Raw genomic sequence first — 21,170 nt, 5'->3', positions numbered from 1 at the left:
CTGCCTGAAGCCTGAAGGAGTACGTCATGACGAAGACCGTCAACCACTGGATCGGCGGCAAGACAGTGGAGGGCACGTCGGGCCAGTACGGTCCGGTCACCGACCCGGCCACCGGCCAGGTCACCACGCAGGTGGCGCTGGCCTCGGTGGAGGAGGTCGACGCGGCGGTGGCGGCCGCGAAGGCCGCGTACGCCACCTGGGGCACCTCCTCGCTCGCTCAGCGCACCACGGTCCTCTTCCGCTACCGCGCGCTGCTCGACGCCCACCGCGACGACATCGCCGCGCTGATCACCGCCGAGCACGGCAAGGTGCACTCGGACGCGCTCGGCGAGGTCGCCCGCGGTCTGGAGATCGTGGAGCTGGCGTGCGGGATCACCACGCAGCTCAAGGGCGAGCTCTCCACCCAGGTCTCCAGCCGGGTCGACGTCTCGTCCATCCGCCAGTCGCTCGGCGTGGTCGCGGGCATCACGCCGTTCAATTTCCCGGCCATGGTGCCGATGTGGATGTTCCCCCTCGCCATCGCGTGCGGCAACACGTTCGTGCTGAAGCCGAGCGAGAAGGACCCGTCGGCGGCCAACCTGCTGGCCCAGCTGGCGTCGGAGGCGGGCCTTCCGGACGGCGTCCTGAACGTCCTGCACGGCGACAAGGTGGCGGTCGACGGCCTGCTCAACCACCCCGACGTGGCGGCGGTCTCCTTCGTCGGCTCCACCCCCATCGCCCGCTACATCCACGCCACCGCCTCCGCCAACGGCAAGCGCGTCCAGGCGCTCGGCGGCGCGAAGAACCACATGCTCGTCCTCCCGGACGCCGACCTGGACGCGGCCGCCGACGCGGCGGTCTCGGCGGCGTACGGCTCCGCCGGTGAGCGCTGCATGGCGATCTCGGCGGTCGTCGCGGTCGGCGCGATCGGCGACGAGCTGGTCGCCAAGATCCGCGAGCGCGCCGAGAAGATCACGATCGGCCCCGGCAACGACCCCGCCTCCGAGATGGGCCCCCTGATCACCGCCGCCCACCGCGACAAGGTCGCCTCGTACGTCACGGGCGCCGCCGCCCAGGGCGCGGAGGTCGTCCTCGACGGCACGGGCCACACGGTGGAGGGCTTCGAGGACGGCCACTGGATCGGCCTCTCCCTCCTGGACAAGGTCTCCACCGACTCCGACGCGTACCAGGACGAGATCTTCGGCCCGGTCCTGTGCGTGCTCCGCGTGGAGACGTACGAGGACGGCGTCGCCCTCATGAACGCCTCGCCGTTCGGCAACGGCACCGCGATCTTCACCCGCGACGGCGGCGCGGCCCGCCGCTTCCAGCTGGAGGTCGAGGCCGGCATGGTCGGCGTCAACGTGCCGATCCCGGTCCCGGTGGGCTACCACTCCTTCGGCGGCTGGAAGGACTCCCTCTTCGGCGACCACCACATCTACGGCAACGACGGCGTGCACTTCTACACCCGCGGCAAGGTCGTCACCACCCGCTGGCCCGACCCGGCGGACGCCCCGGCCGGCGTCGACCTGGGGTTCCCGCGCAACCACTGACCGTCCTGGCGCGGCTCTCCGCCCGTCCTCGGTGATTGCCGGGGGCGGGCGGGGGAAGCGCGCCGGCTGCTACCCCGGCGGACGGCCCGGCGCCCGGCGGAGGACCTCCTCCGGGAGAGCGGCACGGGCTCCGACGGCCTCGATGCCGAGCAGACGGCCGGCCGCGTCGAAGTCGAGGGTCAACTCGGCGTTCCCGTCGGGCGTCCCGACGGTAATCTGCCGTACGGAGGCGCCATCGGCGATGTGGGCGACGAGGGAGACGTACGCGCTGTCGTTCTCGTGGTCGTACTCGACATGCATGGTGGTGGCGCGCTCCCCGGATGTATGACTCGATGGTGCGATTCGATGAACGGCCGACGGCCCCCGCAGCCACGGCCCTGGCCGATCATGCCGCACCATGGCGGCGGACGGCCGGGAATAAACGGGGTGCGGCCCCGCATCCACGTCCCGCACCCTGGCTCCATGAACACCCCGCCCCTCCCGCCCCGTTACGAGATCCGCGCGCTGCACACCGCCACCACGGTCACCGTCTACCAGGCGTACCCGCCCGCCATCGGGCTCCCCGCCGCGCGCGACGGGAGGTTCCCCGCCCAGTGGAAGCGGGACCGGATGACGTGGATCAAGCCCAGCTTCCTGTGGATGATGTACCGCTGCGGCTGGGGCACCAAGGAGGGCCAGGAGGTCGTCCTCGCCGTCGAGATCGACCGGGCCGGCCTGGAGTGGGCCCTCGCGCACGCCGAACTCTCCCACCACGTACGCGATGTGCACCCCGACGAGGCGTCCTGGAAGCAGAGCCTGCGCACCGCCCCCGCCCGCGTGCAGTGGGACCCCGAGCGCGACCTGGATCTGAACCCGCTCCCGTACCGCTCCCTCCAGCTGGGGCTGAGCGGCGAGGCGTCCCGGCGGTACGCGGACGAGTGGACCGTCTCCGTACGCAATGTCACCCCGCTCGCCCGCGAGGTGCACGCGGCGGTGCGCGCGGGGGAGCGGGAGAAGGCCGCCGCGCTGCTGCCGGCGGAGACGCCGCTGGACCTCACCGCGCCGCGGCCGGTACGGGCCGGGGAGTAGTCCGGTCCGTCACGGTCGTTGCGCGGCCAATGTCCGCAATGGCCTTCGGCCGGGATAAGGGCCGTACCGCGTCCGGAGTACGGGAAGGGCGCACCGTACCTCTCAGGGAGGCTGCCCACCTCCCCCTGGCGGCACTCAACCGGGTTGCGTCCTCCGTTTAGGGTCGAGGGATGGAGACCCCTACTGTTCGATGGCGGCGCCTGCTGCCCCGTACACCTGGCCGGTGGGCCGCGGCCGTCGCCGTGCTCGCCGTGCTGGTGGGCGGTGGCACCTGGACCGCCGTCGCCGATGACGGCCCGCCCGCCGTGCAGCGCGAGGACCGGATGCTGCGGCCGGGCGGAGTGCCGATCGACACCTCGTACTTCACCACCGGAGGTTCCGGTAAGCGGCCCGCCGTGCTCATCGGCCACGGCTTCGGCGGCAGCAAGAACGACGTGCGGGCCCAGGCCGAGAAGCTGGCCGCCGACGGGTACGCGGTGCTGACCTGGTCGGCGCGCGGGTTCGGCAAGTCGGGCGGGGCGATCTCGCTCAACGACCCCGACGGCGAGGTCAAGGACGTCTCCGGGCTCATCGACTGGCTGGCGGAGCGGCCCGAGGTCGAGCTGGACAAGAAGGGCGACCCCCGGGTCGGCCTCACCGGCGCCTCCTACGGCGGGGCCGTTTCCCTGCTCGCCGCCGGGCACGACCAGCGGGTCGACGCCATCGCGCCCGTGATCACGTACTGGAACCTGGCCGACGCCCTCTTCCCCGACGGGGTCTTCAAGAAGCTCTGGGCCGGGATCTTCATCACCACCGGCGGCGGCTGCGAGAAGTTCGAGAAGCAGCTCTGCGAGATGTACGAGCGGGTCGCCGTCAGCGGCAAGCCCGACGCGGCCGCGACGAAGCTGCTCACCGAGCGCTCGCCCTCCGCCGTCGCCGACCGCATCAAGGTCCCCTCGCTCCTCCTCCAGGGCCAGTCCGACTCCCTCTTCCCGCTCGGCCACGCCGACGCCATGCAGAAGGCGATCAGCGCCAACGGCGCACCCGTCTCCGTCGACTGGATCTCCGGCGGCCACGACGGCGGCGACAACGAGACGCCCCGGGTCGAGGGGCGCGTCGGGGCCTGGTTCGACCGGTACCTGAAGGAGGAGACCGGCACCGACACCGGACCCGCCTTCCGCGTCACCCGTACCGGAGGCATCGACTCCACCGACGGTGCCGCCCTCAAGCGCGGCGCGAGCAGCGATACCTACCCGGGGCTGCGCAGCGGCGGCCGCGATATCCCGCTCGGGGAGGGGACGAAGACGTTCCGCAACCCCGCCGGCTCCGCCCCGCCCGCCATCTCCGCCGTCCCCGGCATCGGCGGCGGCCTCTCCCAGCTCTCCTCGCTCGGCGTCGGCCTCTCGCTCGACTTCCCCGGGCAGTTCGGCCGCTTCGAGTCGGCCCCGCTGGGCACCTCCGTACGCGTCACCGGCACCCCCACCGTCCGCGTGAACGTCAAGGCGACCGAGAGCCGCGACGCGGTGCTCTTCGGCAAGGTGTACGACGTGTCGCCGGACGGCCGCCAGCAGGTGCTGCCCTCCCAGCTCGTCGCCCCCTACCGGATCACGCCCGACCAGCAGGGCAAGCCGGTCGAGCTGGCGCTGCCGGCCGTGGACCACGAGTTCGACGCCGGGCACCGGATGCGGCTCGTCTTCTCCGCGACCGACCTCGGGTACGCGTCCCCCGCCGAGCCCGCCACCTACACCGTGACGGCCGACGGACCGCTGACCGTCCCCACCGCACCCGCCGTCAGGACCGCTGCCGCCACCCTCCCGTGGTGGACCTGGGGCCTCCCGGCCGCCGCCCTCGTCATCGCGGCGGCGCTCCTGATCACCGCCCGCCGCCGGACCGCCACGCCCGCACCGGACCCCGAACTCACCGACGTACCGCTCCAGATCACCGGGCTCTCGAAGAAGTACGCGAAGTCCGTCGACCGGTACGCCGTGCGCGAGCTGTCCTTCCGCGTCGAGAAGGGCCAGGTCCTTGGGCTGCTCGGGCCCAACGGCGCGGGCAAGACGACCACGCTGCGCATGCTCATGGGGCTCATCAGCCCGGACGAGGGCGAGATCCGCGTCTTCGGCCAGGCCATCCGGCCGGGCGCGCCGGTGTTGTCCCGGGTGGGCGCCTTCGTCGAGGGCGCGGGCTTCCTGCCGCACCTCTCCGGGCGCGCCAACCTGGACCTGTACTGGCAGGCCACCGGCCGCCCCGCCGAGGACGCCCACATCGAGGAGGCCCTGGAGATCGCCGGTCTCGGCGACGCGCTGGCTCGCGCCGTACGGACGTACTCCCAGGGCATGCGGCAGCGGCTCGCCATCGCGCAGGCCATGCTCGGCATGCCGGACCTGCTCATCCTGGACGAGCCGACCAACGGGCTGGACCCGCCGCAGATCCGCGAGATGCGTGACGTGATGATCCGTTACGCGGCCGGGGGCCGGACCGTCATCGTCTCCAGCCACCTGCTCTCCGAGGTCGAGCAGTCCTGCACCCACCTGGTCGTCATGGACCGGGGCCGGCTCGTGCAGGCCGGACCGGTCGCCGAGATCACCGGTTCCGGCGACATGATCCTGGTGACCACGGCCGAGGAGGTGTCCGAGCCGCTCGCGGAGAAGGTCGCCGCCCTGCCCGGCATCGGCTCCGCCGTCCGCACCGACGACGGGCGCGGCCTCCTGGTCCGCCTGGACGGGGCCACCACCTCGCGCCTCGTCGCCGACCTCGTCCGCCTCGACGTCCCGGTCACCGGCGTCGGCCCGCACCGCCGCCTGGAGGACGCCTTCCTCACCCTGATCTCCGGAGGAGCAGCATGAGCGCCGCCGTACAGCCACCCGAGGCCGAGGTGGCGCCCGAGCACCCGGAGGCCGCCGGCTACCGCGCCGGGCGCACGCTCCCGCTCCGCGTCGAGGCCATGCGCCAGCTGCGCCGCCGCCGCACCCTGCTCATGGGCGGAATCCTCACGGCCCTGCCCTTCATCCTGATCATCGCCTTCGCGATCGGCGGCACGCCGGACGGCGAGGACGGCGGCGGAGGAGGAGGCCGGGGCGGCGGCCGGATCAACCTGATGGACGTGGCGACCGAGTCCGCCGCGAACTTCGCCGCCACGTCCCTGTTCGTCTCGGCGGGCTTCCTGCTGGTGATCCCGGTGGCCCTGTTCTGCGGGGACACCGTCGCCTCCGAGGCGAGCTGGTCCTCGCTGCGCTACCTGCTCGCCGCGCCCGTACCGCGCGTCCGGCTGCTGTGGTCCAAGCTCGTCGTCGCGCTCGGCTTCAGCCTCGCCGCGATGGTGCTGCTGCCGCTCGTCGCGCTGGCGGCGGGTACGGCGGCCTACGGGTGGGGGCCGCTGAAACTGCCGACCGGGGGCGCGCTGGCGGCCGGGGACACCATCCCGCGCCTCGCGCTCGTCGTCGCGTTCATCTTCGTCTCCCAACTCGTGACCGCGGGGCTGGCGTTCTGGCTCTCGACGAAGACGGACGCGCCGCTCGGCGCGGTCGGCGGAGCGGTCGGTCTCACCATCGTCGGCAATGTGCTCGACGCGGTCACCGCGCTCGGCTCCTGGCGCGACTTCCTGCCCGCCCACTGGCAGTTCGCGTGGGCCGACGCGCTCCAGCCGGAACTGGAGTGGGGCGGCATGATCAAGGGGGCGGCGATCTCGGTGACGTACGCGCTGATCCTGTTCGCTCTCGCGTTCCGTGGGTTCAGTCGTAAGGACATCGTGTCCTGAACCTGATGTTCCGCGGTTTCGGCGTCCGCGAAGGCGCCCCGCCCGGCCCCGTATGACCGCCGTCCGGCCTCTGTTGCCGCATCGAGATGGTTCCGCAACGCTTTCGTCGACTCCGGTCGGCGGCCCCGTACGTCACATTCACAGGTGTCGGAGATAGGAACGCGACACCGTGATGACGTGGGGGGTTACGGATGGACCAGCGAAACGGCAAGCGAGCGACAGAGGTCCGGTCAGGGCGCCGGGTGGGAGGCCTGGCAGGGGCGGTGGCGCTTCTGCTCGCCGCCGGGATGGTGCTCACGGCGTGCGGTGCGGGTGATTCGTCGGACGGCGCCACCGCCGACAAGCGCTCCGGCTCACGCCCGGCGCAGGGCACGACCGGCGACGGAAAGGGCGCCCCCGACGCGGTGGCACCGGACCAGGGACGGCCGTCCGAGGCGAACGGAGACAAGGCGGCCCCGGATATCGCCGCCCCGGACTACCTCTCCACCTTCGCCCTGGACGTCGACACCGCCAGCTACGGCTACGCACGCTCCACCCTCGGCAACGGCACGCTGCCCGATCCGGCGAACGTACGGCCGGAGGAGTTCGTCAACAGCTTCAAGCAGGGCTACGAGCGTCCGAAGGGCAACGGCTTCTCCGTCACGGTCGACGGAGCCCGGATCCCCGCTGGCTCCGGCGCCTCCGACTGGTCGCTGCTCCGCGTCGGTCTGGCCACCAAGGCCGCCCCGCCGAGCAGCGAACGCCCGCCCGCCTCGCTCACGTTCGTCGTCGACATCTCCGGCTCCATGGCAGGCGAAGGCCGTCTCGGGCTGGTGCAGAAGTCCCTGAACATCCTGACCGACGAGCTGCGCGACGACGACTCCGTCTCCCTGGTCACCTTCAGCGACGAGGCCGAGACCCGGCTCCCGATGACCCGCCTCAAGGGCAACCGGAACAAGATCCGCGACGCGGTGGAGGCCATGGAACCCGCCCAGTCCACCAACGTGGAGGCGGGGATCATGCGCGGTTACGAGGAGTCCGTCAAGGGCCACCGCAAGGGCGTGAACAACCGGGTGGTGCTGCTCTCCGACGCGCTGGCCAACACCGGCGACACCCACGCCGACAACATCCTGGAACGGATCGACTCCGCCCGCCGCGAGTACGGCATCACCCTCTTCGGCGTCGGCGTCGGCAGCGACTACGGCGACGCGTTCATGGAGCGGCTCACCAACCGGGGCGACGGCCACACCACGTACGTCGGCGACGAGGAGCAGGCCCGCAAGGTCTTCGTCGACCAGCTGCCCGCCCACATCGAACTCCGCGCGCGCGACGCCAAGGCCCAGGTCGCCTTCGACCGCAGGAACGTCAAGCAGTTCCGGCTGATCGGCTACGAGAACCGCAAGGTCGCCGACGAGGACTTCCGCGACGACAGCGTCGACGGCGGCGAGGTCGGCCCCGGCCACACGGTGACCGCGCTCTACGCCGTACGGCTGCGCGAAGGCGCCTCCGGCGAGGTGGCCGAGGCGACGGTGCGCTGGCTCGACCCCAAGACCCGCAAGGCGTACGAGGAGAGCGGCTCGGCGCGGACCGGCACGATCGACGGCACGCTGTGGGGTGGTGACTCGCAGCGGCTCCAGGTGGCAGCCGTGGCGGCCTACTTCGCCGACACCCTGCGCGGCGGCGACCTGCCCGGCACGCCCGCACTGCGCGAACTGGCCTCGCGGGCCGCGAAGCTGGCGGACGAGACCGAGGACGATTCCGTACGGAAGCTGGCGACGGCGATCGGCCAGGCGGAGGCGCTCAGGAACGGGACCGAGCCGGAGGCCGGTGGAGGCGAGGACGAAGGCGAGATCGGCTGAGCGGAGGGTCGGACGGCGTTCGCACACTCACACGAAAACGGGCTGTGCGAACCGCTGTCACCGGTCATGATGTCCGCCATGACCTCCCTGCTCCTGGTGCTCTCCGTGATCGTCACCGGCCTCTACGCGGGCATCATGCTGACGTTCCTGATCGCGATCATGCCCGGCCTCGCCGAACTGACGGACGAGCAGTTCACGGCGGCGATGCGCCGCTTCAACGAGAAGGTCCCCGGGCCGCTCTTCCTCGTCCTGTTCCTCGGCGTGGTCGCCCTGCCCGCCGCCGCGCTCTTCACCGGGCTCGGCGAGCACGACGAGGTGGCGGGCCCGGCGCTCGTGGCGGCGCTCGTCTGCGTGGTCGCCGGCCATCTGGTCACGATCGCCGGGAACATCCCGCTCAACAACGCGCTCGCCGCGTCGGAGGGCGGCGACGACAGCGCCGCCCGCCGGGCGTTCGAGCCGCGGTGGAACACCTTCCACCAGATCCGCACCGCCTTGGTGCTGGTGGCGTGCGTCCTGCTGGCCGTCGCGCTGTAGCCGACTCGCCTTCACCGGCTCACACGTTGGGCACCCTGAGCCGGTCCCAGCTGGTTTTGCCCGGGATGCCGTCGGCGTCGGTGCCGGTGTAGCCGAGCTTGCGCTGCCAGGCCGCGTACGAGTTCCGATCCGCCGTGGACCAGGCCGGACCCGGCCCCACCGTGTACCGCCCGCACCCCTCGGCCACCAGGCGCCTGCCCATGGCGGTGACGACAGGACTGTTGCGGCCGGCCTTGAAGAACGAGGCTCCGGGGAACGGCTCGTACGCCGGTTTCGGAGGTGGTTCGGCGGGTCCGTCCGGCGCACCGTCCAGCCGCTTGCCGATCCTGGAACGCATCGAGCTCATGGTGAAGCCCCGCGGATCGACCTTGCCCGGCTGCCACTCCAGGTGCCCGATCACCGACCGCTCGCCCCACCCGTGCGCCCGGCAGACGGCCGCGGCGGCCCGCTCGATCGCCAGCAGCTGGGCGGCCGGCCAGGGATCCTTCCCATCCCCGAGGTTGACGCACTCGAAGCCGTAGAAGTACCGGTTGCCGTCGGTGTTGGCCTCGTTGTCCGGCGGCAGGGCCTTCTCCGCGACGACGGCCCGCAGGACGTCGTCGTCGCCGAGCCCGGCGTGGTTGGCGCGCCCGTTCCCGACGAGATGGACGGTCCCGTCCTTGGCGATCACGCCGTGGCAGAGGGGGCCGGGGAGGGCGGAGTGGCCGTTGTAGCAGAGCTCGACGGAGGAGGCGGTGCCCGATGTGACGGTGTGATGGATCATGACGCCGTGCGTCGGACCCCAGGGCCCTTTGTGATTCCGGTTGTTCGTACGCCAGCTCCGGTGCTCGACGACGTGGAGGCCTTCGGCGCGGAGGGCTTTGAGCAGCTTGTCGGCGGACAGAGGCGTCGCCATCGTGGTGCTCCTTTCCAGGTGGTACGGGGGTTCGCAGGGTTGTTCGAGGGATGGCGGGCAGGCTCGGATGCCAGACGGCACAACGAAGTTGCGCTCGCCCGAACGGGTTTGCGGAGAGGTGGGGGAGCCCGGCGGAGGGATTCCGCCTAGGGGCCGTACAGGATCGATTTGCCCGTTCTCGCGCCGCCCTGAACGTCCTCCCGTACCGAACGTTTCGTCGGCCCGCCACTCTTGTGCGGCGGATTCCGCTTAGGGGGAGGGGTGGGGTGGATGGGGCGGCAGTTCCGGCGCCGGGGTGCGTACGGGAAGGGGTGCCCTCCTCCGTGCTGGGCGCGCCCCTCCCCGTACTCCCACCGTCGTATGCGCCCGGCGCACCCGGCTCCTACCGTGAAGGGGTGACGACCTTCGACCGCCTCACCGCGCGCGTGCGCGCCCTTCCGCCGCTCGCCGCGGATCTGCTGGTGGTGGCGGTGGTGGGCCTGTTCACCGCCACCGACCTGGCGGTGAACGACCCCGGCTACCGGCAGGCCGACGCGCTCAGCTGGGCCCTGCTCGCGGTCTCGGTCGCGGCGCTGGCCTTCCGCCGCCGCTGGCCCGTTCCGGTGGTATGCGTGACCGGGGCGGCGTGCGCCGGATGGGCGCTGTACGGGCACATCGGCGAGCTGCTGAACCTGCCGGTCATCGTGGCGCTGTACACGGTGGCCGTCCTCGGCGACCGCCGCCGCACCTTGTGGACCGGCTGGATCGCCGCGACCACCTCCGGCGTGGTCGCCCTGTTCGTGGGCCGGGACGTCGTCGACCCGCAGGGCCTGCCGGTCCTGGAGATGGTCTGGCCGCTCGTACCGCTGCTGCTGGGCGAGGCCGTACGGACCCGGCGCCTCCAGCCGTCCGGCGAGTCATCCGTCGCGCCCGACGGCCTGACGCGCCTGGGCGCCGACGCCCCGGCCGACCAGCTGGCCGTCCGCATGCTTCCCCGGATCTCCAGCCCCGCCCCGCACAAGGGCCTCCGGCTCGTCCGTGCGGAGGTCAGGGGCAAGCTGACGGTGACGGACCCGAAGACGTTCGTGGGGGCACTGACGAGGGGACTCGGGCACGGGAAGGCCTACAGCTGCGGGTTGCTGCTGGTGCGGTGAGGGCCGGGCCCCGGCCCACCTGTTCGGTCAGTTTGAGTCGGCTTCAGTCCGCGATGTCGACGCCGTAGCCCCGTGCCAGGTTCGCGAGCCCCTCGTCGTACCCCTGCCCGACCGCGCGGAAGCGCCAGACCGCCCCGCGGCGATAGAACTCGGCAAGGAGCAGGGTGCGTTCCGTGGTGGCGGCGTCCAGGGTGGCCCTGGCCAGGGGCGCAGCTCCGGTGCCGGGTACCGCGGTGACCTGGACCGCGCCGATGTCGCCGAAGGTCGCCTCGCCGTCGATGGCGGCCGCGACGGCCACCTTGCGGGAGCCGGGCGGCAGCGAGGCGAGGTCGACGGCGATCGTCTGCTCGGCGGGGCCGTCGGTGAGGAGGCGTACGGTGCCGGCGGGGTTCTCCGGGGCACCGTAGAAGACGAAGTCCTCGTCGAAGGTGACCTGTTCGTCCTCGTCGAGCACGAAGGCGACGACGTCGATCTCGCAGCTCCCGCCCTGCGGCGCCCAGGCCGCGGTGATGTGCCACGGCGGTGCCGCGTCCTGCCCCGGCGCGGGCAGGTCCACGACGCCGCCGCGCGGCAGGACGAGAGGCGACGGCGTACGGTCCGCCTCCGGCTCCGGGGACGAGGAGCCGGCTGACGGGGACGCCGCGGCGGGCGCGGCCCCGGGAGCGTTCAGCCAGTGTTCGTCATGGACGGGGAGCCCCAGCTCCGGCATGCGCCGCAAGCGGCGATCGGCCTCTCCTCCCGGCAGGAGGACGGCATCGGTGACCGTGCGGGAGAGGTTGATGGCGGCGGAACCACCCAGCTCGACGACCCTGGTACGCGCGGCGGCCGCGGCGGGGTGTGTGCCGCCGAGTATGAGGACCCGCCGCCCGGCCAGCGGGCGGCCCGTCGGCGTCGCTGCTGGGGCCGGTCGGCGCGGGGCCGGAACGACCGCCACCGGTGTGGTGGGAGCGGGAGCCGCCGTAGAAGCAGGGGCGGCAACAGCGGCCCCGGACGCCGACGCCGCAGCCCCGGCCGCCCCAGCCCCTTCCGCCCCGCCCCGGTGCGGCGTCCCCGCGCGTACGTCGCCCAGCAGCCGCAGGAACGTGTGCTCGTCGATCACCGGTACGCCCTCGGCCGTCGCCCGCCGGGCCTTGGCCGAACCCGAGCCCGCCTCGTTGGTGACCAGCGCGCTGGTGTGGCGGCTCACCGAGGACATCACGTTCAGCCCCGCCGCGACCGACCGCGCCACGAGCTCCGCGCGCGAGGTCGCCGTCTCGCCGGTGATGGCGATCTTCATGCCCTGCACGAGCGGACCGCCCGCCTCCGCCCGCCCCGGATTGCGGTACGCGCACGGCGTCTTGGGCAGCTGAGGCGCGAACTGCACGTCCTGGCGCGGCGGGCACGCCACCAGGGGGAGGGGCAGATCGAGCCGTGCGGCCTCCCGGAGCGTCGCGCGCAGGATGCCGGCCAGCACGCGGGTGTCGTCCAGGGCGTCGTGCGCCCGCGTCTGCGGTACGCCGTAGTGCGCCGCGAGCGTGCCCAGCTTCATGTCGGCGGCCGGCGGGTCCACCTGCCGGTTGAGGGCGAGGGTGCACAGCCGCTGAGAGACCGGCAGATACAGGCGGGCCCGCGCGAACTCGTGCGCCAGGAAGTCGTAGTCGAACTGGGCGTTGTGGGCCACCAGGACCCGGTCCTGCAGCAGCGCCCCTATCCGCCCCGCCACCTGCTCGAAGGTCGGCGCCCCCAGCAGCCGCTCGGCGGTCAGCCCGTGCACATGCACCGGCCCCGGATCGCACCCCGGATTCAGCAGGGTCGAGAACTCCCCGGTCTGCTCGCCGTCCGGACCGATGGTCACCACCGCGACCGACAGCACCCGGTCCCGCCGCGCGACGACCCCGGACGTCTCCACATCCACCAGCGCCCAGTCGAAGGCGTAATCGCGCGGGCCGGAAACATCACGGGACGGGGAGCTCAGGGTCATGCCCGCAAGAATGATCCGGCATGTGCCCACTCCTCAACCGGAATGGCCTTTTTCCCGGATATACGAAGGCGCTTGGCCTGCCGGGGCCAGGTCCGGGATCTTCCCTTACGCCGCCGCTACCCCGCTCCCCGTTAACCTGCCCCGACCAGCGAAAAGGCCCTCCGGTGCGGAGGGCCTCACGGTCGTGCGGTCGGTGCGCCCCCGGCAGGACTCGAACCTGCGGCCAAGCGCTTAGAAGGCGCCTGCTCTATCCACTGAGCTACGGGGGCCGGGAGCCCTGATCGGGTGGTTCCGTGGCCGTGCCGGGACAAGGATAGGGCTCCGATCGCCTGGACCCGGTTGCTTCACCTGCGTGGCACGATGTGGAGGTTCGGTGAAGCGAACCGATAATCGCAGGTGAGTGCGGATCGTGCATAGCTTTTCGCGCCATGCGGCCCGGGTGTTGTGCACTCGTTATGCCTGCGCCCCACTCGTCCCTCTTGTCCTGAGTCTGCCCGAGGCCTGCCCGGGGTCCGCTCTGAGGCTGTCCGGAGAGTGGAACCGCCGCGCAGAGGGGTCTATAAGCTTCAAAAGGGCGCCAAAATTGGGCATTCTTCGCATGTGGTGACCATGGACGTACGGCCTCAGCTCATCGACGCACTTTCCGCCCTGCGCGACCGTGTCGCCGCCGTGCGTCTTCCACTCCCGCTGCCGGGGGCCGAACGCGCCCGGCAGACGAGGGTCGAACTCCTCGCGCAGCTGGACGACTACCTCCTGCCCCGGCTCAAGGACCCCGAGGCCCCGCTGCTCGCCGTGATCGGCGGATCCACCGGGGCCGGGAAGTCCACGCTGGTCAACTCGCTCGTCGGGTGCCGGGTCAGCGAGGCCGGGGTGCTGCGGCCCACCACGCGGACGCCCGTGCTGGTCTGTCACCCCGACGACCATCACTGGTTCGCGGGCGTACGGGTGCTGCCGCAGCTCACCCGGATCTGGCTGCCGCCGGGTCAGGCCCGGGACCCCGACGGGCTCGACGACCTCGGCGCCGGTGCGGACGACGACGCGAACGTGCTGCGCGTGGAGACCGCCGTCAGCCTGCCGCGCGGGCTCGCCATCCTCGACGCCCCCGACATCGACTCCCTCGTCGTACGCAACCGGGTCCTGGCCGCCGAACTCATCTGCGCCGCCGACGTCTGGGTCATGGTCACCACGGCGTCCCGGTACGCCGACGCGGCGCCCTGGCATCTGCTGCGTACGGCAAAGGAGTACGACGCGGCCCTCGTCACCGTCCTCGACCGGGTACCCCACCAGGTGATCGCCGAGGTCTCCCGGCAGTACGCGGCGCTCCTGACCCGCGCCGGACTCGGGGACGTACCGCGCTTCACCATCCCCGAACTCCCCGAGTCCGCCGGCGGCGGCAGCGGGCTGCTCCCGACCACCGCCGTCGCCCCGCTGCGCGCCTGGCTCACCCACCGGGCCCAGGACCCCGCAGCGCGGCAGCAGGCGGTGGGGCGTACGGCCTCCGGGCTCATCGAATCGCTGAACGTACGGATGCCCGAGCTGGCGTCGGCCGTGGCCGCGCAGTACGCCGCCTCCGTACGGCTCACCGGCGTGGTCGAGGACGCGTACGGCAAGGAGGCCGCCCGCATCCGGCGCCGGCTCCAGAGCGGAGCGGTCCTCTCCGGCGACGCGCGGACCCGGTGGCGCGGCTACCCCCTCTACAGCGCGCCCGGCGAACTCCTCGAAGCCCTGGTGGACAGCCTCATCGCCCTCCTCCAGTGCTCCGTCTCCGCCGCCGACGCGCAGATCCGTACGCGGTGGAGCCGCGAGCCCGCCGCCGGAGTGTTCCGGTTCGAGGGCGCCGGGCGGGAGGCCGGCGGGTGGGGGCCGGCCGAGGACATCGAGGGCCGGATCGCCGTGGCCGTACGGCGGTGGCGGCGGGTCCTGGAGGAGCTCGCCGAGGAGGAGGTGCGGCAGCTGGAACGCAGCGTGGCGCCCGACCCCGAGACCGTGGCCGCCCTGCTCGCGGCGGCCCTGCTCGGCGGCCGGCGGGCCCGTACGGCCGGCGAGCAGCTCGCCGAACGCATCGGGGCCCAGGGCGCGCTGCGCCTGCGCGACAAGGGCGGCCAACTGCTGACGACCTATCTGGACCAGGTGCTCGGCGGCGAACGCGACCGCCGCCTCGCGCCGCTCGACGCGCTCGACGTCGCTCCCGAGCCGCAGGCCGCGCTGATCGCCGCGCTTTCCGTACTGCAGAAGGAGAGGTGGCAGCGATGACTGCCGTCACGGACGAGGACCAGGGCAACGGCACGGCGGGGGCGGGAGCGGGGGCTCCGGAAGCCCCGGAGGCTCCGGGGATTTCCGGCAAGGAGGACGCCGGGCGCTGGGACGACGGGCTCATCGCACGGCGTGCCGCGGCGGTCGATGCGCGGAGCGGCGCGTCCGCGGGCGGCGATTCCGGAACCGGCACGTCCGGTACCGGTACGTCCGGACGCGGCGATTCCCGTACGGACGCGGGCTCCGCCGGTTCCGCTCCCGAGGACGACGACGTACGGCCTCAGGTCGAGGCGTACGGGCCCTCCGGCGGCCCTCTCCCGACCCGGCTCGACGCGCTGCGCGAACTCGTCGGCCTCTCCCGGGCCCGGCTCGACCGGGACACCCTCGCCGAGGCCGGACGCGTACTGGACGAGGCCGCCGCCCGGCAGCGGCTCTCCTCGCGGCACACGGTCGTCGCCATCGCGGGGGCCACCGGGAGCGGGAAGTCGACGCTGTTCAACGCGCTCGCCGGGGCCCAGATCTCCGACACCGGGCTGCGCCGCCCCACCACCTCCCAGCCCATCGCGTGCAGCTGGACCGACGGGGCGGCGGGCCTGCTCGACCGCCTCGCGATCCCCGGCCGTCTCCGCCGCAGGCCGCACCCCGGGCCCGCCGCGTTCGACGAGGCGCTCCAGGGGCTCGTCCTGGTCGACCTGCCCGACCACGACTCCGCCGCCACCGCCCACCGCGACCAGGTGGACCGGGTGCTGGCGCTGGTCGACGCGGTGATCTGGGTCGTCGACCCGGAGAAGTACGCGGACGCCGCCCTCCACGAGCGCTATCTGCGCCCGCTGGCCGGGCACGCGGAGGTCACCTTCGTCGTCCTCAACCAGATCGACCGGCTGCCCGGCGAGGCCGCCGACCTCGTGCTCGACGATCTGCGCCGGCTCCTGGACGAGGACGGCATGGCGCTCGGCGAGCACGGCGAACCCGGCGCCACCGTCATGTCCCTGTCCGCGCTGACCGGCGACGGGGTGCCCGAACTGCGGGAGATGGTCGGCCGGTTCGTCCAGGACCGCACGGCCGCCACCCGCCGGCTCTCCGCCGACGTGGACGCGGCGGCGGCGCGGCTGCGTCCGGTGTACGTGGCGGAGGGGCGGCCGGGACTGGGGGAGCGGGCCCGGGAGGAGTTCACCGACCGGCTGGCCGAGGCGGTGGGCGCGGCCGCCGCCGGGCAGGCCGCCGAGCGGGAGTGGCGCCGGAACGCGGGGCGCGCGTGCGGGACGCCGTGGCTGCGGCTGTGGCGATGGTACGAGTCCCGGGGGCTGCCGGGCAGCCTGGACCGGATGGGCCAGGCGCTCGCCCCGCCGGAGGAGGAGCCGACCGCCCGGCAGCGGGTCGAGCAGGCGGTCCGGATCGTCGCCGACGACGCGGCCGACGGGCTGCCCGCGCCCTGGGCGCAGGCCGTGCGCGAGGCGGCCTTCAACGGGGCGAAGGGGCTGCCGGAGGCGCTGGACGAGCTGGCGGCGAAGGCGGCTGCGGGAGGCGGTTCCACCAAGGGGTCCAGGGCTTCCAAGGGATCCAAGACGTCCAGGGGATCCCAAGGGTCCAGGGCGTCCGAGGGATCCGAGGCTTCCGGCGGTTCCAGTGGTTCCAGTGGGTTCGGTGGTTCCGAGCGGGTCGGTACGTCGGTGGGGCGGCGTCCCGCGACCGGCGTGGCGCTCGGCGGGCGGCCGGCCAAGCCGCCCCGGCCGAAGTGGTGGCCCGCCGCGGTGCTGGCCCAGGTGTCCATGACGCTGCTCCAGGTCTTCGGCGGTCTCTGGCTGCTCGGCCAGATCGTCGGGGTCCTGGAGCCGGGACTCGTCACCCCGGCCCTGATCATGCTGGCCGGAGTCGTCGGCGGGCCGCTGGTGGAGTGGTCCTGCGCGGCGGCGATCCGCGGCCCCGCCCGGCGCTACGGGCAGGACGCCGAACGACGGCTGCGCGAGGCGGCGGCCGGGTGCGGCCGGGCCAGGGTCCTGGACCCCGTCTCGGCGGAGCTGGTGCGGTACCGGGAGGTGCGCGAGCGGTACGTGGCGGTGACGGAGTTTTCCACAACCGGCCAGTAGTCCACAGGCCCCGGCGGGATTCGCTTCCGGCGTCCACCATGAAGTCCGTGCATCGGTACGCCGGTGGACGGAACGACGGAACGACGGAACGACGGAATCGAGCGGTACGACCGAAACGGGGCGGGAAATGAACGAGACGATGGTGACGCTGGTGGGAAACGCCGCTACGGCGGTGGAGTTCCGCGAGACGGCCACCGGGGGAATGGCACGCTTTCGCTTTGCCGTGACCCCGAGGCGCCGGGACCGTGAGACGCAGCTCTGGACGGACGGGCCCACCAGCTTCTACACGGTGTGGGCCTGGCGGACGCTCGCGGCCAACCTGGCCGCCTCGGTGGCGATCGGGGAACCACTGGTGGTGTACGGCCGGTTGAAGGTCCGCGAGGAGGAACGGGACGGCGGGCGGCGGACGTTCGTCGACGTCGAGGCGGTCACGGTCGGCCACGACCTGAGCCGCGGTACCGCCGCCTTCCGCCGGGTCGTCAGGACCGAGCCGGCGCTGACGGCGGCCTCGCACAGCAGAGCTGACGGAGAGTCGGAAGACGGTTCCGGCGCGTCACGGGCCCTGTCGGAACGAGCCGCCGAAAAGGTGGCCGTGTCCTGAAAGGGCTGGTCGCAGGGGCGGCCCGGCGATAACGATTCCGATTCGGAATGGTTGGCCGGGGGCAGTACGGGGGACTGTGCTTCGCCCGGTCCTTAGGATTCCCAGAGCTCATGGGTCACTTGAGTCTGCTGGCGGGGCATTCCCCACACGCGCACCACGCGCGAGGGTCCCGCCCGGAGGGGAATTCTGTGTTTTCTGCGCCTTCAGTGTCCGCTTCGCCGTCCGACGCGAAGGCGGTGCACACCGTCCGTGGCAGAGCGTCGCGGGCCGGGGAGGCCTCCGGGACCGGGCGGCTGCGAGGAGGCCGGGGCTTCCTCCGGCCGGTGACCGCGCTGCTGCTCTCCGGCCTCGTCACGGCGGCCACCCTCGCCGGGACGGGCACGGCGGCCGCCGACGACCCGGCCCGGCACCAGGGCGGCGCGGCCGCGGTGCTCGACGGGCTGAAGACGTTCGACAGCGCCGTGCTCCGCATGCCGGGTGAGAACGGCGCGCCCGACGTCACGCAGGAGTTGCCCGCCGGGCTCTTCGAGATGACCGTGGACGGCGGCGGCAAGCTCAAGACGTACTGCATCGACCTCCACAACCCCACCCAGGACCAGGCGAAGTACCTGGAGACCCCGTGGGCCGAGACCTCGCTCGGCGCCAACCGGAACGCCGGGAAGATCCGGTGGATCCTCCAGCACTCCTACCCGCAGGTCGACGACCTCGCCGCGCTGGCCGAGGCGGCGGGCACCGGGCCGCTCACCGAGAGGACCGCCGCCGCGGGCACCCAGGTCGCCATTTGGCGCTACTCGGACGGCGCCGACGTCACCGCGTCGGACCGGCAGGCCGAGAAGCTCGCCGACTGGCTGCAGAAGAGCGCGCGCAACGTCGCCGAACCCCGGGCGTCCCTGACGCTGGAGCCCGCGGCGGTCTCCGGCCGGGCCGGGGAGCGGCTGGGGCCGGTGACCGTCCGTACGGACGCGGACCAGGTCTCCGTCTCGCCCCCGGTGGACGCGGCGGCGAGCGGCATCAAGGTGACCGACGAGAAGGGCACGCCCGTCACCGCCGCCACCGACGGCGCCCGCCTCTACTTCGACGTACCGGAAGACAGCGCCGACGGCTCCGCCTCGCTGAGCGTCCAGACCACCACCTCCGTACCGGTCGGCCGCGCCTTCGCCGGGACCACCCGCACCCAGACCCAGATCCTGGCCGGCTCCAGCGAGTCCACGGTCTCCGCACGGGCCACCGCCACCTGGGCGAAGACGGGCGCCGCCCCGGCGCTCACCGCCCGGAAGAACTGCGTGGCCGGCGGCGTCGACATCACCGCGGCCAACCAGGGCGACGAGCCCTTCACCTTCGAGCTGGGCGGCGCCGAGCACACCGTGGCCGCCGGAGACACCGAGACGGTGACGATCCCGGTGGCCGAGGACCAGGCGTACGACTTCACCATCACCGGCCCCGGTGGCTTCCGGAAGAACTTCACCGGCGTGCTGGACTGCGCCACCAGCGGCAGCGTCGCCGCGGCCGAGAAGGACCTGCCGGCCGACGAGGACAGCGGGATCGACACCCAGACCGCCCGCGACCCCCTCCCCGCCTCGACCGGCACCACCACCTCCGGCCTGGAGGGCGACCTCGCGGCCACCGGCGGCTCCAGCACCACCCCGATGATCGCCGCCCTCGCCGTCGGCTTCCTCGTGATCGGCGGCGGCGCGCTGTTCGTCCTGCGCCGGAAGGAAGCGGTCCAGGCGGCCCGGCAGCACAGCGCGTAACGGCTGGTCCCCGGGCCGGGACCTGTTCATCCCTGGACGGGTTTCCGTCCGGGGATGGACGTCAGGCAAGATGGGGTGTATCTGCCCACACCTCTATTGCTGCCGGACGGTTTCTCTTGGCTGAGTTCATCTACACCATGCGCAAGACGCGCAAGGCGCACGGCGACAAGGTGATCCTTGATGACGTCACCTTGAACTTCCTGCCCGGCGCGAAGATCGGTGTCGTGGGGCCCAACGGCGCCGGTAAGTCCACGGTGCTGAAGATCATGGCGGGCCTGGAGCAGCCGTCCAACGGTGACGCGTTCCTGTCGCCCGGGTTCAGCGTCGGCATCCTCATGCAGGAGCCGAAGCTCGACGAGAGCAAGACCGTCCTGGAGAACGTCCAGGCCGGCGCGGCCGAGATCATGGGCAAGCTCCAGCGCTTCAACGAGGTCGCCGAGCTCATGGCGACCGACTACTCCGACGCGCTCATGGACGAGATGGGCAAGCTCCAGGAGGACCTGGACCACGCCAACGCGTGGGACCTGGACGCCCAGCTGGAGCAGGCCATGGACGCCCTGGGCTGCCCGCCCGGCGACTGGCCGGTCACCAACCTCTCCGGTGGCGAGAAGCGCCGCGTGGCGCTCTGCAAGCTCCTCATCGAGGCCCCGGACCTGCTCCTCCTCGACGAGCCCACCAACCACCTGGACGCCGAGTCGGTGAACTGGCTGGAGCAGCACCTCTCGAAGTACGCGGGTGCGGTCGTCGCCGTCACCCACGACCGGTACTTCCTGAACAACGTCGCCGAGTGGATCCTGGAGCTCGACCGCGGCCGCGCGATCCCGTACGAGGGCAACTACTCCACGTACCTCGACAAGAAGGCCGCCCGCCTCAAGGTCGAGGGCCGCAAGGACGAGAAGCGCCAGAAGCGGCTCAAGGAAGAGCTGGAGTGGGTGCGGTCCAACGCCAAGGGGCGCCAGACCAAGTCCAAGGCCCGTCTCGCCCGGTACGAGGAAATGGCGGCCGAGGCCGACAAGATGCGGAAGCTGGACTTCGAGGAGATCCAGATCCCGCCGGGCCCGCGCCTCGGGTCCATCGTCGTCGAGGTCGAGAACCTCTCGAAGGCCTTCGGCGACAAGGTCCTCATCGACGACCTGTCCTTCACGCTGCCCCGTAACGGCATCGTCGGCGTCATCGGCCCCAACGGCGCGGGCAAGACCACGCTGTTCAAGATGATCCAGGGCCTGGAGACGCCGGACACCGGCTCCATCAAGGTCGGCGACACGGTCAAGATCTCCTACGTCGACCAGTCCCGCGCCAACATCGACCCGAAGAAGACCCTCTGGGCCGTCGTCTCGGACGAGCTGGACTACATCAACGTCGGCCAGGTCGAGATGCCGTCGCGCGCCTACGTCTCCGCGTTCGGCTTCAAGGGCCCGGACCAGCAGAAGCCGGCCGGCGTCCTCTCCGGTGGTGAGCGCAACCGCCTCAACCTGGCGCTGACGCTCAAGGAGGGCGGCAACCTGCTGCTCCTCGACGAGCCCACCAACGACCTGGACGTCGAGACGCTCTCCTCGCTGGAGAACGCGCTGCTGGAGTTCCCGGGCGCCGCAGTGGTCATCTCCCACGACCGCTGGTTCCTGGACCGCGTCGCCACGCACATCCTCGCCTACGAGGGTGAGTCCAAGTGGTACTGGTTCGAGGGCAACTTCGAGTCGTACGAGAAGAACAAGATCGAGCGCCTCGGTGCGGACGCGGCCCGCCCGCACCGCGCCACGTACAAGAAGCTCACGCGAGGCTGATCGT

At 72.3% G+C, this 21,170-nt stretch carries 15 protein-coding genes, 1 tRNA gene and 1 pseudogene; 13 read left to right on the top strand and 4 right to left on the bottom strand.

All coding sequences use genetic code 11. The annotated features are described in order from the left end of the window. Nucleotides 1–26 precede the first annotated feature (26 nt). Complete coding sequence (locus tag ACQP09_RS10255) at nt 27–1,529, top strand: CoA-acylating methylmalonate-semialdehyde dehydrogenase (protein ID WP_433397773.1); 1,503 nt, start codon at nt 27–29, stop codon at nt 1,527–1,529. Nucleotides 1,530–1,598: 69 nt separating this feature from the next. Here ACQP09_RS10255 and ACQP09_RS10250 read toward each other — a convergent pair whose 3' ends face one another. After that, nucleotides 1,599–1,829: a DUF2283 domain-containing protein gene (locus ACQP09_RS10250; RefSeq protein ID WP_433397771.1), complete on the bottom strand. Its 231-nt coding sequence runs from the start codon at nt 1,827–1,829 to the stop codon at nt 1,599–1,601. Between the two features lie 162 nt (nt 1,830–1,991). Here ACQP09_RS10250 and ACQP09_RS10245 point away from each other — a divergent pair, with 162 nt between their 5' ends. The 5 genes from ACQP09_RS10245 (at nt 1,992) to ACQP09_RS10225 (ending at nt 8,705) form a co-directional block, all read left to right on the top strand. Continuing rightward, the gene (locus tag ACQP09_RS10245; RefSeq protein WP_433397769.1) at nt 1,992–2,597 is read left to right on the top strand and encodes a DUF4291 domain-containing protein; all 606 of its coding nucleotides are present in this window, start codon (nt 1,992–1,994) and stop codon (nt 2,595–2,597) included. Between the two features lie 170 nt (nt 2,598–2,767). Further along, nucleotides 2,768–5,422: an alpha/beta fold hydrolase gene (locus ACQP09_RS10240; protein ID WP_433397767.1), complete on the top strand. Its 2,655-nt coding sequence runs from the start codon at nt 2,768–2,770 to the stop codon at nt 5,420–5,422. Further along, nucleotides 5,419–6,333 (top strand): ABC transporter permease, encoded by a 915-nt coding sequence (locus tag ACQP09_RS10235; RefSeq protein WP_433397765.1) that lies wholly within the window; start codon nt 5,419–5,421, stop codon nt 6,331–6,333. The genes ACQP09_RS10240 and ACQP09_RS10235 overlap by 4 nt, the downstream gene beginning before the upstream one ends. Nucleotides 6,334–6,620: 287 nt before the next feature. Continuing rightward, nucleotides 6,621–8,171, top strand: a complete 1,551-nt coding sequence (locus tag ACQP09_RS10230; protein WP_433406538.1) for a YfbK domain-containing protein — start codon at nt 6,621–6,623, stop codon at nt 8,169–8,171. Between the two features lie 66 nt (nt 8,172–8,237). After that, nucleotides 8,238–8,705, top strand: a complete 468-nt coding sequence (locus ACQP09_RS10225; RefSeq protein ID WP_433397763.1) for a DUF1772 domain-containing protein — start codon at nt 8,238–8,240, stop codon at nt 8,703–8,705. 19 nt (nt 8,706–8,724) lie between these two features. On the opposite strand, the gene ACQP09_RS10220 is transcribed toward ACQP09_RS10225, so the two are convergent. Further along, nucleotides 8,725–9,600: a peptidoglycan-binding protein gene (locus ACQP09_RS10220; protein WP_433397761.1), complete on the bottom strand. Its 876-nt coding sequence runs from the start codon at nt 9,598–9,600 to the stop codon at nt 8,725–8,727. 395 nt (nt 9,601–9,995) lie between these two features. Between ACQP09_RS10220 and ACQP09_RS10215 the strand changes: the two are divergent. Both ACQP09_RS10215 and ACQP09_RS10210 read left to right on the top strand, forming a co-directional pair. Further along, nucleotides 9,996–10,478, top strand: a pseudogene (locus ACQP09_RS10215) (DUF7134 domain-containing protein); the annotation flags it as partial. Beyond that, nucleotides 10,452–10,733, top strand: coding sequence for a type I-E CRISPR-associated protein Cas6/Cse3/CasE (locus tag ACQP09_RS10210; RefSeq protein WP_433406537.1), 282 nt, complete (start codon nt 10,452–10,454; stop codon nt 10,731–10,733). The pseudogene ACQP09_RS10215 and the gene ACQP09_RS10210, both read left to right, overlap by 27 nt. 43 nt (nt 10,734–10,776) lie before the next feature. On the opposite strand, the gene ACQP09_RS10205 is transcribed toward ACQP09_RS10210, so the two are convergent. Continuing rightward, nucleotides 10,777–12,693, bottom strand: a complete 1,917-nt coding sequence (locus ACQP09_RS10205; RefSeq protein WP_433397759.1) for a TerD family protein — start codon at nt 12,691–12,693, stop codon at nt 10,777–10,779. A gap of 196 nt (nt 12,694–12,889) precedes the next feature. Beyond that, nucleotides 12,890–12,962, bottom strand: a tRNA-Arg gene (locus tag ACQP09_RS10200). Between the two features lie 340 nt (nt 12,963–13,302). On the opposite strand from ACQP09_RS10200, the gene ACQP09_RS10195 reads away from it, so the two are divergent. The 5 genes from ACQP09_RS10195 to ettA all read left to right on the top strand — a co-directional run bounded on the left by ACQP09_RS10195 (nt 13,303) and on the right by ettA (nt 21,166). After that, nucleotides 13,303–14,946, top strand: coding sequence for a dynamin family protein (locus ACQP09_RS10195; RefSeq protein ID WP_433397757.1), 1,644 nt, complete (start codon nt 13,303–13,305; stop codon nt 14,944–14,946). Further along, nucleotides 14,943–17,033, top strand: a complete 2,091-nt coding sequence (locus ACQP09_RS10190) for a GTPase (RefSeq protein WP_433397755.1) — start codon at nt 14,943–14,945, stop codon at nt 17,031–17,033. The genes ACQP09_RS10195 and ACQP09_RS10190 overlap by 4 nt, the downstream gene beginning before the upstream one ends. A 127-nt stretch (nt 17,034–17,160) precedes the next feature. After that, a complete protein-coding gene (locus tag ACQP09_RS10185; RefSeq protein ID WP_433397753.1) occupies nt 17,161–17,634 on the top strand; it encodes a single-stranded DNA-binding protein in 474 nt (157 codons plus the stop codon). Nucleotides 17,635–17,822: 188 nt separating this feature from the next. Beyond that, on the top strand, nt 17,823–19,385 hold the full coding sequence (locus tag ACQP09_RS10180) for a Cys-Gln thioester bond-forming surface protein (RefSeq protein WP_433397751.1): 1,563 nt from the start codon (nt 17,823–17,825) through the stop codon (nt 19,383–19,385). Between the two features lie 116 nt (nt 19,386–19,501). After that, complete coding sequence (gene ettA, locus ACQP09_RS10175; protein WP_404058086.1) at nt 19,502–21,166, top strand: energy-dependent translational throttle protein EttA; 1,665 nt, start codon at nt 19,502–19,504, stop codon at nt 21,164–21,166. Nucleotides 21,167–21,170: the final 4 nt, after the last annotated feature.

Source organism: Streptomyces sp. CA-146814 (genome assembly GCF_050942385.1).
Classification (GTDB): Bacteria; Actinomycetota; Actinomycetes; order Streptomycetales; family Streptomycetaceae; genus Streptomyces.
The sequence above is the reverse complement of the archived record's forward strand: the minus strand, read 5'-3'. Positions and strand labels throughout refer to the sequence as shown.

Bases quoted from the DNA above. Each gene is read 5' to 3' on its own strand.
- ACQP09_RS10255 (WP_433397773.1), top strand. From the start codon at position 27: ATGACGAAGACCGTCAACCACTGGATCGGCGGCAAGACAGTGGAGGGC.
- ACQP09_RS10250 (WP_433397771.1), bottom strand. From the start codon at position 1,829: ATGCATGTCGAGTACGACCACGAGAACGACAGCGCGTACGTCTCCCTC.
- ACQP09_RS10245 (WP_433397769.1), top strand. From the start codon at position 1,992: ATGAACACCCCGCCCCTCCCGCCCCGTTACGAGATCCGCGCGCTGCAC.
- ACQP09_RS10240 (WP_433397767.1), top strand. From the start codon at position 2,768: ATGGAGACCCCTACTGTTCGATGGCGGCGCCTGCTGCCCCGTACACCT.
- ACQP09_RS10235 (WP_433397765.1), top strand. From the start codon at position 5,419: ATGAGCGCCGCCGTACAGCCACCCGAGGCCGAGGTGGCGCCCGAGCAC.
- ACQP09_RS10230 (WP_433406538.1), top strand. From the start codon at position 6,621: ATGGTGCTCACGGCGTGCGGTGCGGGTGATTCGTCGGACGGCGCCACC.
- ACQP09_RS10225 (WP_433397763.1), top strand. From the start codon at position 8,238: ATGATGTCCGCCATGACCTCCCTGCTCCTGGTGCTCTCCGTGATCGTC.
- ACQP09_RS10220 (WP_433397761.1), bottom strand. From the start codon at position 9,600: ATGGCGACGCCTCTGTCCGCCGACAAGCTGCTCAAAGCCCTCCGCGCC.
- ACQP09_RS10205 (WP_433397759.1), bottom strand. From the start codon at position 12,693: ATGACCCTGAGCTCCCCGTCCCGTGATGTTTCCGGCCCGCGCGATTAC.
- ACQP09_RS10195 (WP_433397757.1), top strand. From the start codon at position 13,303: ATGGACGTACGGCCTCAGCTCATCGACGCACTTTCCGCCCTGCGCGAC.
- ACQP09_RS10190 (WP_433397755.1), top strand. From the start codon at position 14,943: ATGACTGCCGTCACGGACGAGGACCAGGGCAACGGCACGGCGGGGGCG.
- ACQP09_RS10185 (WP_433397753.1), top strand. From the start codon at position 17,161: ATGAACGAGACGATGGTGACGCTGGTGGGAAACGCCGCTACGGCGGTG.